Source organism: Tardiphaga sp. P9-11 (assembly GCF_008329525.1).
Classification (GTDB): domain Bacteria; phylum Pseudomonadota; class Alphaproteobacteria; order Rhizobiales; family Xanthobacteraceae; genus Tardiphaga.
In genome coordinates this window covers 763,075-777,740 of record NZ_NPKQ01000002.1, presented here as the reverse complement: position 1 = coordinate 777,740, position 14,666 = coordinate 763,075, and the positions used below count along the sequence as shown (strand labels likewise).

General features: G+C 63.3%; 13 protein-coding genes. 6 read left to right on the top strand and 7 right to left on the bottom strand.

The genetic code is table 11. From position 1 onward, the window contains the following. The first annotated feature begins 130 nt into the window (after positions 1-130). The 4 genes from CIW50_RS10135 (at position 131) to catC (ending at position 3,987) form a co-directional block, all read left to right on the top strand. Positions 131-1,129, top strand: coding sequence for a Bug family tripartite tricarboxylate transporter substrate binding protein (locus CIW50_RS10135; protein WP_149531091.1), 999 nt, complete (start codon positions 131-133; stop codon positions 1,127-1,129). Between the two features lie 91 nt (positions 1,130-1,220). Then, complete coding sequence (locus tag CIW50_RS10130; protein ID WP_149531090.1) at positions 1,221-2,426, top strand: ABC transporter substrate-binding protein; 1,206 nt, start codon at positions 1,221-1,223, stop codon at positions 2,424-2,426. A 91-nt stretch (positions 2,427-2,517) separates the two neighbouring features. Further along, positions 2,518-3,693: a muconate/chloromuconate family cycloisomerase gene (locus CIW50_RS10125; protein ID WP_149531089.1), complete on the top strand. Its 1,176-nt coding sequence runs from the start codon at positions 2,518-2,520 to the stop codon at positions 3,691-3,693. Between the two features lie 3 nt (positions 3,694-3,696). Beyond that, positions 3,697-3,987: a muconolactone Delta-isomerase gene (gene catC / locus CIW50_RS10120; RefSeq protein ID WP_149531088.1), complete on the top strand. Its 291-nt coding sequence runs from the start codon at positions 3,697-3,699 to the stop codon at positions 3,985-3,987. 70 nt (positions 3,988-4,057) lie between these two features. On the opposite strand, the gene CIW50_RS10115 is transcribed toward catC, so the two are convergent. From CIW50_RS10115 to CIW50_RS10100, 4 genes are all read right to left on the bottom strand, one after another. After that, positions 4,058-5,254, bottom strand: a complete 1,197-nt coding sequence (locus CIW50_RS10115) for a serine hydrolase domain-containing protein (protein ID WP_149531087.1) — start codon at positions 5,252-5,254, stop codon at positions 4,058-4,060. After that, a complete protein-coding gene (locus CIW50_RS10110) occupies positions 5,251-6,159 on the bottom strand; it encodes a PhzF family phenazine biosynthesis protein (RefSeq protein WP_246664210.1) in 909 nt (302 codons plus the stop codon). Before CIW50_RS10110 ends, CIW50_RS10115 begins: the two co-directional genes overlap by 4 nt. 114 nt (positions 6,160-6,273) lie before the next feature. After that, positions 6,274-7,149, bottom strand: a complete 876-nt coding sequence (locus tag CIW50_RS10105; protein WP_149531086.1) for a helix-turn-helix domain-containing protein — start codon at positions 7,147-7,149, stop codon at positions 6,274-6,276. Positions 7,150-7,215: 66 nt separating this feature from the next. Then, entirely contained in the window at positions 7,216-7,695 is a 480-nt protein-coding gene (locus CIW50_RS10100; protein WP_502707479.1) for a PaaI family thioesterase, read from the bottom strand. A 222-nt stretch (positions 7,696-7,917) separates the two neighbouring features. Between CIW50_RS10100 and purL the strand changes: the two genes are divergently transcribed. Together purL and CIW50_RS10090 are read left to right on the top strand one after the other, a co-directional pair. After that, the gene (purL, locus tag CIW50_RS10095) at positions 7,918-10,125 is read left to right on the top strand and encodes a phosphoribosylformylglycinamidine synthase subunit PurL (protein ID WP_149531084.1); all 2,208 of its coding nucleotides are present in this window, start codon (positions 7,918-7,920) and stop codon (positions 10,123-10,125) included. 55 nt (positions 10,126-10,180) lie between these two features. Then, positions 10,181-11,938 (top strand): MOSC and FAD-binding oxidoreductase domain-containing protein, encoded by a 1,758-nt coding sequence (locus tag CIW50_RS10090; RefSeq protein WP_149531083.1) that lies wholly within the window; start codon positions 10,181-10,183, stop codon positions 11,936-11,938. Positions 11,939-11,967: 29 nt separating this feature from the next. On the opposite strand, the gene CIW50_RS10085 is transcribed toward CIW50_RS10090, so the two are convergent. The 3 genes from CIW50_RS10085 to CIW50_RS10075 form a co-directional block, all read right to left on the bottom strand. Next, entirely contained in the window at positions 11,968-12,954 is a 987-nt protein-coding gene (locus CIW50_RS10085; RefSeq protein ID WP_197738359.1) for a 2-hydroxyacid dehydrogenase, read from the bottom strand. 31 nt (positions 12,955-12,985) lie between these two features. Next, positions 12,986-14,158, bottom strand: coding sequence for an acyltransferase family protein (locus CIW50_RS10080; RefSeq protein ID WP_149531082.1), 1,173 nt, complete (start codon positions 14,156-14,158; stop codon positions 12,986-12,988). A gap of 122 nt (positions 14,159-14,280) precedes the next feature. Then, on the bottom strand, positions 14,281-14,643 hold the full coding sequence (locus tag CIW50_RS10075; protein WP_149531588.1) for a DUF427 domain-containing protein: 363 nt from the start codon (positions 14,641-14,643) through the stop codon (positions 14,281-14,283). Positions 14,644-14,666: the final 23 nt, after the last annotated feature.

Here is a 14,666-nt window from a genome sequence, read left to right as displayed (position 1 = left end):
TCTATCGCATCTATAGTTTCAGCTGTGTTGGCCTATCACGCGTCCCGTGCCAGTGTTTGTCAATATCGGACCTGGCCGGCACGCTTTTGTGCGGCCGTCGAAACATAAGAACCGACTGGGAGGCTCTTTCATGCTGTCACGACGCACCTTACTTGTCCGGGCGACCCATGCCGCGGTGGCGGCTTGCTGCATCGCCATGGGCGCAAACCGTGCGACGGCGCAGGACTATCCGACCAAGCCGGTCCAGCTGATCGTCCCGTTCGCCGCCGGCGGGGCCGCCGACATCATCGGCCGTACCATCGCGGAAAAGCTGAGCCAGACCTGGGGCCAGCAGGTCGTCGTCGAGAACAGGGGCGGGGCCGGATCGAATATCGGCATCAACGCTGCCGCCAAGAGCGCCCCCGATGGCTACACGCTGGTGCTCGCCTCGATCGCCGTAGCGGTCAATCCGTGGCTGTTCAAGTCGATGCCGTACGATCCCGTGAAGGACCTGACACCGCTGACGCTGGCGCTCGAGACGCCGAACGTGGTGCTTGTGCCGCCCTCATCGCCGATCAAGAACGTCAAGGATCTGATCGCCTTTGCGAAAGAAAAAGCGGCATCAGGTGGCGCCACCTATGGCTCCGCCGGCGTCGGTTCTTCTCTGCATCTGGCTGCGGAAGTGTTCCGGCAGCAGGCCAAGGTCGAGATGACCCACGTTCCCTATCGCGGCTCGTCGCCGGCCCTGACGGATCTGATGGCTGGCCGGATCGACCTGATGTTCGACAACGCCTCGACGGCGCTTCCGCAGGTGCAGGGTGGCAGCCTTCGCGCCATTGCCGTCACCACCAAGGAGCGCATCGCCGCATTGCCTGACGTGCCGACGATCAGCGAATCCGGTCTGCCGGGCTTCGAACTCGCCAACTGGTGGGCCATTTTTGGTCCGGGCCAGATGCCACCGGCGCTGGTAGAGCGCATCAGCGGCGATATCCGCAAGGTTCTGGCAGATCCCGATGTGCAGAAGCGTTTCGCCGATGTCAGTGGTCGTGTCATCGCGTCGTCCCCTCAGGAACTCGCTACGCATCTGGCGCAGGAGAGCGCCAAATGGAAGCAGATCGTCGACACCGCTGGCATTCGCGGGAGTCAGTGACGACGGACGCCTGACACATACGGCGATCGATCAACGACGAATATTAGGCAAGAGACGCGCGCTCAGGGTGAGCGCGCGCATGGAGAATAATGTGAAGAAGCTACTTTCGGGTCTGATGACATCGGTCATGGTCGCCGCCACCTCGGCGGCCATGGCACAGAGCACCGGGCCGCTGAAGCTGGGCGCCGTCCTCGACATGTCCGGCCTCTTTGCCGACATTACGGGCCCGGGCAGCGAGACCGCAGCCAAGATGGCCGTCGAGGATTTCGGCGGCGAGGTTCTCGGGCGCAAGGTCCAGATCGTGGTCGCCGACCATCTCAACAAGTCCGATCTGGCCGCTAATTTCACCCGTGAAATGTTCGACAACCAGGGTGTCGAGGCCATCGTCGATGTGGCTGGCTCTGCCACGGCGCTGGCTGCGGCGGAAATGGCCAGGACGCGCGGCAAGATCATCATGTTCAATGGTCCCGGCGCGGTCAGGCTGACCAACGAGGCGTGCGGTCCCTACATCGTCCACTACACCTACGATACCTATGCGCTGGCCAGCGTCACTGGTCTGGCTACAGTGAAGCGCGGGCTCAATAGCTGGTTCTTCCTCACGGCTGACTACGCATTCGGCCAGGAACTGGCCCGCGACACCTCCGACGTTATCGTCAAGGCCGGCGGCAAGGTTGTTGGCAGCGTGAAGCACCCGATCAACACCTCGGATTTTTCGTCATTCCTGCTCCAGGCGCAGAGCTCCAAGGCAAGCGTGATCGGCCTCGCCAATGCGGGTGGCGACACCATCAATGCGATCAAACAGGCGGCCGAGTTCGGCATCACCCAGTCCGGGCAGAAGCTGTCGCCCTTGCTGGCGTTCATTTCCGACATTGACAGCGTCGGACTTGAGACCGCGCAGGGGCTGTTGCTGGCCGAGGCGTTTTATTGGGATCTCAACGACGAAACGCGCGCATTCGCAAAGCGCTTCATGGAGCGGACCAAGCGCGCGCCGACATCAGCGCAGGCAGGCGTCTATTCGTCCGTCACGACCTACCTGAACGCGGTGAAGAAGGCAGGCACCACCGATTCAGCGGCCGTGATGAAGGCCATGAAGGACACGCCGATCAACGACATGTTCGCGAAGAACGGCCGGATCCGCGAGGACGGCCGCATGGTGCACGACATGTACCTGTTCGAAGTGAAGAAGCCGTCGGAATCGAAGGCGCGCTGGGACGACTACAAGCTGCTTGCAACTGTTTCCGGCGACGACGCGTTCCAGCCGCTCTCGGCTTCGCGCTGCCCGCTGATCAAGAAGTAGCGCGCAATAGCGGATGGCAAAGCGACGGGGCGCCGGGAAGGTCGCGGCGATCCGTTCGAGGCCCATCCATGGACAACAGGAAAATGCCTTCATGAGCACCAGCGTGGCAGTCCGCGTCGACGGGGTCGAGACCATCCTGATCGATGTGCCGACGATTCGTCCCCATCGGTTGTCGATGCATACGATGAACAGCCAGACCCTGGTCCTGGTCATCATCCGCTGCTCCGACGGAACGGTCGGCATCGGCGAGGGCACGACCATCGGCGGTCTCAGCTACGGCGAGGAGAGTCCCGAGGGCATCAAGCTGACCGTCGACACCTACATCGCTCCGGCCATTATCGGCATGGATGCGTCACGCGTCGCCGCGCTCATGGCGGACGTGAAACGACGGGTCAAAGGCAACCGCTTCGCCAAATGTGCGGTGGAGACGGCGCTGCTGGATGCGCTCGGCAAGCGCCTCGGTCTGCCGGTGTCGGAGCTGCTTGGCGGGCGCCAGCACGACACCTTGCCGGTCGCCTGGACATTGGCCAGCGGCGATACCACGCGCGACATCGAGGAAGCCGAGCGGATGCTCGATGCGCGCCGCCACAATATCTTCAAGCTGAAGATCGGTCTGCGATCCGTGGACGATGACGTGGCGCATGTGGCGGCCATCAAGCGCGCCCTCGGCGATCGCGCCAGCGTGCGGGTCGACGTGAACCAGGCCTGGAGCGAACCCGAGGCACGGCGCGGCATTCCCGCCTTGGAGGCGGCCGGTGTGGATCTTATCGAGCAGCCTTTGTCGCGCGACAATCGCGGTGCACAGGCCCGCCTCAGCGGTCGCTATGCCGTACCCATCATGGCGGATGAGGCACTGCATGGCACGACAGACGCCTTCGATGTTGCTTCACGGGGCGCCGCCGATGTGTTCGCTCTGAAGATCAATCAGGCAGGTGGTCTGTACGATGCGGTGAAGATGGCTGCGATCGGAGACGCTGCAGGCATCGGCCTGTATGGCGGCACGATGCTGGAAGGCGGTGTCGGCACCGCGGCGTCGGCCCAGGTCTTCTCCGTGCTGCCGAAACTCGCATGGGGCACCGAATTGTTCGGCCCGCTGCTTCTGACCGAGGAAATCCTCGCGACGCCGCTCCGCTATGGCGACTTCGTGTTGCAGGTGCCGACGGCGCCCGGCATCGGCGTCGAACTGGATATGGACCGCGTCGCATTCTTCCGCCGCGACGGTTACGCGCCACGCGTTCAACCGGCCGGCGCAACAACAGGAGTATGATCGATGCTTTTCCAGGTCGAAATGGACGTTCAGATCCCGCCGGGTCTCGCCCCCGAGGTGGTCGAGCAACTGAAAAAGACCGAGCGTGAACGCGCGCAGGAGCTGCAGAAGAGCGGCGAATGGCGCCATCTCTGGCGGGTTGCCGGACGTTACGCCAATGTCAGCATCTTCGATGTGGCGAGCAATGAGGCGCTGCACGATATTCTGTCGACATTGCCGCTCTTCCCCTTCATGCGCATCAGCGTGACGCCCTTGTGCCGGCATCCTTCGTCCGTTCGCTCGGACGATCGCTAGGCGCGGAGCCGATCTCCGCCAGTGACAAATCGCAGTATTGCGGCGACGGACGGTTCAAGCAGCCGCTTCATCAGCACAATCTCGCAAGCGTATCGAACAGCGCGAGGTTGAGCCGTTTCAGGTCGTTGTTCACCGGCTCCGGTTGCGACGAGAATTTTGCGACGACCAGTTCGGCGCGCGGATTCACATAGAGATATTGCCCGTGAATGCCGAGGGCGAAGAACGCGCCGCTCGCATCGCCAGTCTGATACCATTTGTTGCGATAACGGCCGTCCGGCAGCCATTCGACGAACTTGCCTGCGCGCCAGGCCTTGGCGGAGCCGTTCGTGATCGTATCCATCACCCAGTCCTGCGAGACGATCCGGCGGCCGTTGGTGGTGCCGCCCAGTCGCATCATCTCGCCGATGCGGGCGAGGTCGCGCGGGGTCATGCAGAAGCCGCCGCCGGTCCGGGCGCTGCCGATCGCATCGACGGTGATATAGGCATCCTGCCGCGCGCCGAGTGGCTGCCACAAACGCGCGGCGGCAAAGTCGGCGAAACGCTGGCCTGAGGCGCGCTCGATCACCAGCCCCAGCACATCCGAATTCGGCGAGCAGTAGTGAAAGGGGCCGCCATGGTCGCCGGGGCCCTTTTGCAGCGTAGCGAGGAAGGCGATCAGTGAGTCCGGAGTATCTCCCGGCACTGACGGCTCGAGCAGGCCGGCGCGGCGGTACCGCGCGAAATCGCCGCGGGGATCCTGATAGGTTTCCTCGAAATCGAGGCTGACCCGCATGTCGAGGACATCGCGCAGGCTCGCGTCCGAATAGGCGGAGGATTTGAGTTCGGGAACATAGTGCGCGACGGTCGCGTCGAGATCGATCAGTCCGTCGCCATGCAGGATTCCGGCGACGATTGATGTCACCGATTTGCTCGCGGAGAACAGAATGTGGCGTGATCGCTCGGTGAAATTCGGCGCATGGTAGTCCGCAACGACACGGCCGGATTTCATCACAACGAGGGCGTCAGTTGAAGTCTTGCGAAGAACGTCCTTGATCGTCGCGGTTTCTCCGTCGGTGGGGAATGCCTGCTTGATGAGATCTCTGGCGTCGACGGACGGATCCTCGATTAGTCCCGGCGTTGCAGCGATATGTGCCGTCGGAATGAGTTCGGACACGTGACGGAATGCCCAGACGTTCCAGGGGGCCTGACGCCAGTTCCCAAGGCGAACATCGCTTCGCTCAAAGCCATAGTCGGCTTCGAAAGCCGATGGCTGTCCCGGGCCCGTCATGACGCAATCTTCTCGCATTCGGTCGGCTGAACGGCGCCGCCGAGCCAGCAGCCGTTGAGATCGCCGTTGTCGAAGCTGAAGCGCACCTTGATCGCGGAGGGGCGATTCATGGCGCGTCCCTGGCGAATGGTGATCTGGCGTTCCGACGCGTCCACCATCCGGTTCGCCAGGAGACCGAAGGACAAAGCGGAGGCCGCGATGCCTGTTGCCGCATCTTCCGGGTAGCCCGATGAGCTCGGAAACTGCCGCGCATCGATGACCTGCGCGTCCTGGTCGGACACGGCGTAGGGGTAGAGACCCGTGGAGTTGATGCTGTTGCACACCCGCTCCATCCGCGAGAAGTCAGGCTTCAGCCCGTCGAGGATCGCGACGCTCTTCAACGGAATGAGGGTCTTGATCCGGCTGGTGCGTGCATTCTGGATCGGGAACGGCGCAAGGCAGTCGGCGCCGATACCGAGGACGTCGAGAATGTCGTCGACGCTTCGGGGTGTATCGGGGATCGGTTCGACGATTCCTGTGGGCTGCGAGACCTCGACCGAGATATCCTGTTCGTCTGATTGGCTGATCCGCGCATGGACGCGGCCGCTCTTTGTCAGGATCTTGATCCGATCGCGTTGCAGCCGGCCGAGCCGTTGAAGCAGCCATGTCGCGCCGACGGTGGCATGTCCGCACATGGACATCTCATGATTGGGCACCCAGAAGCGAAACTCGAAATCGCAGCCGGAATCCGCTGGGGGCGGCAATACAAATCCGCTCTCGTGACCGTAGTCGCGTGCGACCTGCTGCATCTCTGCATCACTCATGCGGGCAGCGTCGATCACGATCGGGGCGGGATTGCCGCCCTGCGGACCTGCCGCAAAGACACTGACAAATCGAACCTGCGGTTCGGGAGATGTCGTCATCATGTTTGCACCCTCTAGCAGCCTCGCGCGTTCGCAATACGCCTCAGCCAACGCTGCGCGGAATTCAACGGCATCAAGCTACGGAGGATGTTGCTGCGGCGCGCGTTCCAGCGGGCCCTAGATTTTGATCGGCCGGGCCATCCGCTTGCGGACTTCGCTTGGCGATTGGCCGTCTGCCCGGCGCATCGCATGGGCGAGCGCCGCGCCGCTGTCGAAGCCGACACGGAGCGCGATCTCGCCGATCGGAAGATCTGTAGCCTTCAACAGCTCGTTGGCATTGTCGAGGCGAATCCGTTGCTGGAATTCGCCGATCGACGCGCCGGTCCCCGCGCGAAACAGTCGGGTGATGTGACGCCGCGAAATGCCGAACCGTTCTTCCAGGGCATCGAGCGGAACATCCCGGTCGGCATGAAGGGTGAGATAGTCCCTCAGCTCTGCGACCAACGTCATGCCGTGTTCGCGATGGGAGGCACTGGATACGGCGTCGCCGGTCAGAGCCTCGGCGATGCACTGAACGAGCAGGGCAGAGGACAGTCCATGTTGGACATGGGCATTGCCATAGGCATGCCTGCCATCCCCGACCAGCAGCGCCTGCAGGGCGCGTAGTCTGTCTGACCGGCGAAACAGCCGGGTCGTCGATGTCCTGCGGCGGAATTCGCTCAGCGAGCCGTTCTCTCTTTCGAGGCGCTTGAGGACGGAGCCGGTTGCATAGATGGCGACGTGGCTGTGCGCACCGATCCCTGCGCGCGTCTCATGCGCCTGGTTCGCCGGGACGATCGCAAACCGGTCCTGCGACAGCCACGTGCCTTCGCGTCCGGTTTCGTGCTTGAGTTCGATCGTCCCGCGGCTCGGCAGGATGAACATCAGGCAATCATGCCAGTGCCACGGCATGGCGTAATCGCCGCGGCCGGCGACTGCCGCGTGCTCGTCGTCCGCCGCGATCAGGAGATCCGCGTTTGCCGGATGACGTAGCCGTTCGAATGAACTCAGCATGTCGATGCCCGCCTGTGTCGCGAGTGAGCCTAGCAGGATGCGCCAATGCCCGCCAATCGGCCCCGGTCACTCCGCCGCGATGGCCGCCGGCCTCGGGCGTTTCTTCACGCGCTTGATGGTGCCGGAAAAGGTCAGCAGCGAACGTTCGCCGGCTTTCAGGATTCCGCGCAGGAAGATCAATGAGCCGCCGATCCGGGTCATTTCGCCGTGGCATTCGACCAGCTCGCCTTCGCGGGCGGCATCGAGGAATTCGCAGCCGAACGAGACGGTGATGCCCGGACCCTGCAACTCGCGGGACGCCAGCGCGAACAGGCAATAATCGGCAAAGGTCATGAAGCAGCCGCCATGAACGTTTTTCATGCCGTTGAGGTGCTTTTTCTCGACCCGGAAGGCACAGCGGACGGAGCCATCGGCCTCGACCTTGTGCCAGAACGGGCCGGAGACCGATTCGAAGGAATCCCGCTTCCAGGTGGTCCAGCCCGCAAATTCCCCCTCCGTCGCGGTATAGGCGTCGGCGTGGAACGGGATGGTAGCATCGGCGGGCACATTCACGGTCTGAACTCCTTGGATTGGCTGCGAAAAGTGTTAAATCCGATCCATCCGGCGGGCGCAATCCGGCGCCGGCGCAGGGCCTTATGCAGGCTGTTTTTCGAGCAGTAAGGGCGTTGCCCGGGCAAAGCTTGGGACATGCGGGGAACGGGCCGGAATAGGCCTTTTCCGCATGCTCCGATCTCCCTATGAAGAAGCCTTACAGAGCCAAGAGACCCCATGACCGAGCCAAAGATCACTCCCGAACTCGTCGCCTCCCACGGCCTCAAGCCCGACGAGTACGAGCGCATCCTGAAACTGATCGGCCGCGAGCCGTCGTTCACCGAGCTCGGCATCTTCTCGGCCATGTGGAACGAGCACTGCTCGTATAAATCCTCGCGCATCCATCTGAAGGGGCTGCCCACCAAGGCGCCGTGGGTGCTGCAGGGGCCGGGCGAGAATGCCGGCGTGATCGATATCGGCGACAACCAGGCCATCGTGTTCAAGATGGAGAGCCACAACCACCCGAGCTATATCGAGCCCTATCAGGGCGCGACTACGGGTGTCGGCGGCATCCTGCGCGACGTCTTCACCATGGGCGCGCGGCCGATCGCCTGCCTCAATGCGCTGTCATTCGGTGCACCGGGACATCCGAAGACCCGTCATCTCGTGTCGGGCGTCGTTGCTGGCGTCGGCGGCTATGGCAATTCGTTCGGCGTGCCCACTGTCGGTGGCCAGACACGGTTTCATACGCGCTATGACGGCAACAACCTCGTCAACGCGATGGCCGTCGGTCTCGCCGATGCCGACAAGATTTTCCTCGCCGCGGCGTCAGGCGTGAACATGCCGATCGTCTATCTCGGCTCCAAGACCGGCCGCGACGGCATTCACGGCGCGTCGATGGCCTCGGCCGAATTCGATGAGGATTCCGAGGAGAAGCGTCCCACCGTGCAGGTCGGCGATCCCTTCGCCGAGAAGCTGCTGCTGGAAGCCTGCCTCGAAATCATGGCTGCGGATTGCGTGATCGCGATCCAGGACATGGGTGCTGCGGGCCTGACATGCTCTGCCGTCGAGATGGGCGCCAAGGGCGACCTCGGCGTCGAGCTCAATCTCGACATGGTCCCGACCCGCGAAGAGGGCATGACCGCCTATGAGATGATGCTCTCGGAAAGCCAGGAGCGCATGCTCATGGTGCTGAAGCCCGAGAAGGAAAAGCAGGCCGAGGATATCTTCAAGAAGTGGGGCCTCGACTTCGCCATCGTGGGCTACACCACGCCGACTTTGCGTTTTGTCGTAAAGCATGGCGGCAAGGTGATGGCCGACCTGCCGATCAAGGAATTGGGCGACGAAGCGCCGCTCTATGATCGTCCGCATGTGCCGTCACCGGTGTTGCCGGTGGTTCATGCGCGCGACATCGCCGCGCCGTCGTCGATCCCGGATGCGTTGGAGAAACTGATCGGCACGCCCGAACTGTGCTCGAAGCGCTGGGTGTGGGAACAGTATGACCACGTCATCGGCGGCAACACCGTGCAGCGCCCGGGCGGCGATGCCGCGGTGGTGCGCATCGAGGACGGCCCCAAGGGTCTCGCGATGTCCGTCGACGTCACGCCGCGCTATTGCGAGGCGGATCCCGCCGAGGGCGGCAAGCAGGCCGTCGCTGAAGCCTGGCGCAACATTACCGCCGTGGGCGGCAAGCCGCTGGCGGTCACCGACAATCTCAACTTCGGCAATCCCGAGCGGCCGGAGATCATGGGCCAGCTCGTCGGCTGCCTGAAGGGCATCGCGGAAGCCTGCATCGCGCTCGACTTCCCGATCGTGTCAGGCAACGTCTCGCTCTACAACGAGACCAACGGCCGCGGCATTCTTCCAACGCCGTCGATCGGCGGCGTCGGTGTGCTCGACGATTTCACCAAGTCTGCGACGCTGGCGTTCAAGAAGCCCGGCGAAGCGATCCTGCTGATCGGCGAGACCAAGGGCTGGCTCGGCCAATCGGTCTATCTGCGCGACATCTGCGGCAAGGAAGAGGGCGCTCCGCCGCCGGTCGACCTCGCCACCGAGAAACGTAACGGCGATGTGGTCCGCGGCATGATCCATGCGGGCACCGCGACCGCCGTGCATGACATCGCCGATGGCGGTCTCCTGGTCGCACTCACCGAAATGGCAATGGCCTCGGGCATCGGCGCCAAGCTCGATGCCGCGCCGTCATCGACGGTGCCGCATGCGTTCTGGTTCGGCGAGGATCAGGCGCGCTACATTGTGGCTGTCGCGGAAGATCAGCTGCTGACCGTGCTGTCGAAGCTGAAGAATGTTGGTGTGCCCTGCGTGCAGATCGGCAAGACCGGCGGCCATGCGGTGGCGATTGCCGGCGAACGCGCGGTGGATATCAAGGCGTTGCAGCATGCGCATGAGAGCTGGTTGCCGAACTATATGAGCGGCAAGGCGTCGTAAGGCGCACCGGCACAAGCGCAGTCGCATCGCACTTCAACCGCTTGCGGAGGAAGTGATGGCTCGCTTGCTTTCGGTCAATGTGGGCCTGCCGCGTGATATTGCGTGGCAGGGCAAGACCGTTCACACCGCGATCTGGAAAGCGCCGGTTCAAGAGCGGCGCATGGTCCGCCGGCTCAATATCGATGGCGACGGGCAGGGCGACCTGGCCGGCCATGGCGGCGAGCACCGGGCTGTATTCGTCTATCAGATGGACTCCTATCGCTTCTGGCAGAGCGAACTCGGCCGCAATGATTTTAGCTACGGACAATTCGGCGAGAATTTCACCGTCGATGGCCTGACCGACCGCGAGGTCTGCATCGGCGACCGCTACCGGATCGGCAGCGCGCTGTTCGAGGTGACGCAACCGCGTGTCACCTGCTATCGCGTCGGCATCCGCATGAACGAGCCGCAAATGGCCGCGCTGCTGGTGGCGCGCGGCAGGCCCGGTTTCTATCTACGTGTCATCGAGGAGGGCGAGGTCGGGGCCGGCGACGAGATCGTTCAGGTCACGGCCGGTGCTGAGCGCATGAGTGTCGCAGAGATCGACGCGCTGCTTTACAGGCCCGGTCATCCTCGCAACGAGCTCGTGCGCGCACTACGCATTCCCGCGCTTAGCGCGGGCTGGCGCGGATCCTTCGAGGCGCTGCTCGCACAAGAGAACAATGGCGAAGCGACGGGAAATGCCGGGCTTGGTCCCGCATCCGCGCCGCCGGCCTGGGTCGGCTTCCGTCCGCTCCGCGTGGCGCGCAAGGTCCGTGAAAGCGGCAGCGTGATGTCGCTGGTGTTTGAATCCGCCGATCAACATCCGCTGGCCGCAGCGCTTCCCGGGCAGTTCGTCGTGCTGCGTCTGCAGGCGTCGCCGAGCACACCCATGCTGTTGCGGAGCTATTCGCTATCCGGCGAACCCAGCGACAGCAGCTATCGCATCAGCGTCAAGCACGAGCCGCACGGCGTCGCGAGCGGCTATATCGACGAGAACGTGCAGATCGGTGACGTGCTGGAAGTGAGTGCGCCCCGCGGCAGCTTCACGCTTCGGCCGGGCGATGGTCCGGTTGTGCTGCTGAGTGCTGGAGTCGGAGTGACGCCTGTCATGGCGATGCTGCACGCATTGGCGGCCGAGGCGTCGCCGCGAAATATCTGGTGGCTCCACGGCGCCCGCCATGGACGCGAGCATCCGTTTGCCCAGGAAGCCAGAGCCATGCTCGACACTCTGGCGCACGGTCATCGCCACACCCGCTACAGCGCCCCCGATCCCGCAGACCGGTTGGGTGTGGATTTCGATGCCCAGGGCCATCTGGATATCGCAGCGCTGCGCGAGCTTGATGTCCCGCGCGATGCCGATTTCTTCATCTGCGGGCCGACGGCCTTCATCAGCGAACTGACCGCGGGGCTTGCAGCCTTGGGGATTGCCAAGGCTCGCATTCATGCCGAACTATTCGGCGCCGGTCCCTCAAGCACCCCGGGTATCGCAGCCCTTCCGCAGCGACCTCCGCATCTTCCGGAAGGAGCGGTCGGCGACGGACCAATGGTGTCGTTCGCACGCAGCGGCCTGAACGTGCATTGGGGGCCGGCGTTTCAGAACCTGCTTGAGCTTGCCGAAGCATGCGACGTGCCGGTGCGGTGGTCGTGCCGCACGGGCGTCTGTCATTCCTGCGAAAGCGGGCTTGTGGCCGGGACAGTCGCGTACCAGCCGGATCCTGTCGATTTGCCAGCGGCCGGCAATGTGCTGATCTGCTGCGCGCGGCCCGAGGGCGATGTGGTCGTCGATCTCTGACGTGGTCGCGGAGGCGCCACGCCAGCGTCTCAATAGCTCAGCGTCCGATCGACCAAATTCATCAGCGGCGTGCCGTTCTGCGCGCGCACGATATTGTCTGCGATGTTCTCGGCTGCCGTTCCAACACGCGTTGCTGCTGCGACGTGCGGTGAGATCGTCACCCCCGGATGCGACCAGAACGGATGGCCTGATGGTACGGGCTCGGTGCGGAAGACGTCCAGCGTCGCCTGGGCCACTTGTCCGCTGTCGAGTGCTGCGATGAGGGCGTCATCGTCGATCAGCGTGCCGCGTCCGGCATTCAGGATGAAACACCCCCTTGGCAAAAGCGCCAGCCGCTCGGCATTCAGGAGGTCGAGGGTCTCCGACGTTTGAGGCAGCAGTCCCACGAGGATTTCCGCCGAGGCCAGCGCCTGCGGCAGGTTCTCCGATCCCGCGACACAGCGGACGCCTGAAACCTCGTGCGTACTGCGGCTCCAGCCGGTGACGCGAAAGCCGAGTTGGGCAAGCGCCGTCGCCGCAGCCGATCCCAATTCGCCGAGACCCAGCACCGTCACCGATCGATCTGTGGCGAGTGGCGGAACATGCTGCGCCCACGTCAGCGGCTTTTGACAGACATAGCGGTCCATCCCGAGATGCGCGCGCAGGGCGTGGCCCACGACCCATTCGACCATACCCTGCCGCAGCCCATCATCGACCATGCGGCACAAAGGCTGCGTCAGCGTCGCATTGCCGACGATCTTCTCGACACCGGCCCAAAGGCTCAATACGGCGCGCGCATTGCTGAAAGGGGCGAAATCGGTGATGGGACCACCCGTCGCGTGGATGATGTAGTCCACGTCCTGATGCGCAATGTCACCCAGGAGACTGGCTCGTGCGTCGATGCTCCGGCGCCGGAGGGCATCCAGAATGGGTTCGCGATAGTCCTCGAACAGCGCCGGCGTGACGTTGAAAAGAAGATTGATCGCCTTGTCGCCGTTACGCGCGCACATGCTGGTCTCCTGCAGATCGTCGTTCATGTTGGAATGTGGAAAGGCCGGTGTGACGACGCTACAGTATGCGCGTTGCGCCCGGGATCTGCCGCAGTGCCCTTGTCGCTGCCCAGCTCGCCGCCAGCGTGCCCGCGAAGGCGATCAGTGCCTTCGACCCGGCGCCGAGCGGCGCGTTCAGCAGCGCATATTGCAGCCACAGCATCGGGATGTAGTGCAGCACGAAGATGCCATAGGCATCGCCGCGCAGCGGGTCGAAGATGCTCTTCTCGCGCTGGCCGAAGCGCAGGAACAGCGCCAGCACTGCGAGGCAGATCAGCGTGCAGGCGACCGCGTAGATCACGCCATAGCTCGACTGCCACCAGAACGGCGGCGCGCCAGTGAGATTGGCGAGCTTCATGCGGCGGAAGTTAACGAGATAAGCGAGCGAGCCAAAGGAGGCGGCGGCGGCGATGGTCCACCACAGCCATTGCCGCGCCAGCGCGCCGGTGCGGGCCAGCAGGCCCTGGTCGATATTGGCGGCGCCAATGCCCATGCCGGCGAAGAAGAACACGCCATAGATCGCCATGCGGCTGAACTGGACCTGCAGGGGGCCCCAGCTGAACCAGCGGACAGCGCCGACCGTAAACAGGAACGGCACATAGGAGATTACCGCGATGACGGCGAGCGCGGCGGCGAACAACCACGGTCGTTCGAAGGCACGGATCGACAGCCGGTTGATGCCGTCCACCAGTCGTGGTGCGAACAGGAAGACCGGGATCGCGACAAGGTCGAGGAACAACAGATACCAGATGAACCAGCCGGGGCCGGCGAACCATTGGCCCTGTTTGAAATTGTTCACGTAGAATTCGACAAAGCCGGTCTTGTGCGTCGACAGGCTGAACGACGCGTAATAGGCGATCGGCATCAGCACAAAGATCATCGCCAGGAAGGGCAGGCCGAGGCGCAGCGCGCGGTCGCGCAGGAAGTGGCCGATGCTCTTGCGTTTCAGGCTCGGCCAGACGAACAGGCCCGACAGCATGAACATCAGACACATGAAAAACGTGTCGTTGAACAGCGTCAGGATGTTGAAGCCGATCCAGCGCTGGCTATCGACGATCGGCGCCGACGACCACAGATAGTGGTTCGGGTAATAGCGGCCGAAAGCAGTGTAAGCGACAGCGGCGTGGTTCGCCAGCACGAGCAGCGTGACGAAAGTGCGGGCCCGATCGAGCGCAGCGTTACGGTCTGACATGTGAACGGCGAGCCCCCTCGCTTCCGCGCGCAACAGGCGTCGCCGGACGCATCAGTGATGCGCGCCGCTATGATAAATGTCTCAGACCGCTTCGGCAATCGGCCGAAAAATCAAACGGGAGGTTAAGCCGGTACTTCCTCGATTCTCACCTTGTCTGGATAAAATGCGAGATAATCCTTGATCTCGGCCATCGCCGGAAACGGTGTCTCATAGGTCCAGATCGCGTTGTCGAGAACCTTGTCGCCGGTCTTGATGCTGTAATAATTCGCGTCGCCCTTGTACGGGCAATGCGTCACACGGTCGGTGCGCGATACCGCGTCCATATTGGCGTCCGCGCGGGGGATATACAGCACTGCGGGGTAACTGGCCTCCTTGAGGGTCAGGGCATTGGTCGTGTCGGCGATCACGACGTCCCCGGCAGAAACACGGATGTGTTTGCCAGCGGGCGCAATGGTGATCGGGTGGTCCGGGCCGGGAAGCTTCATGGTCAAACCCTCATGCAGTCGCA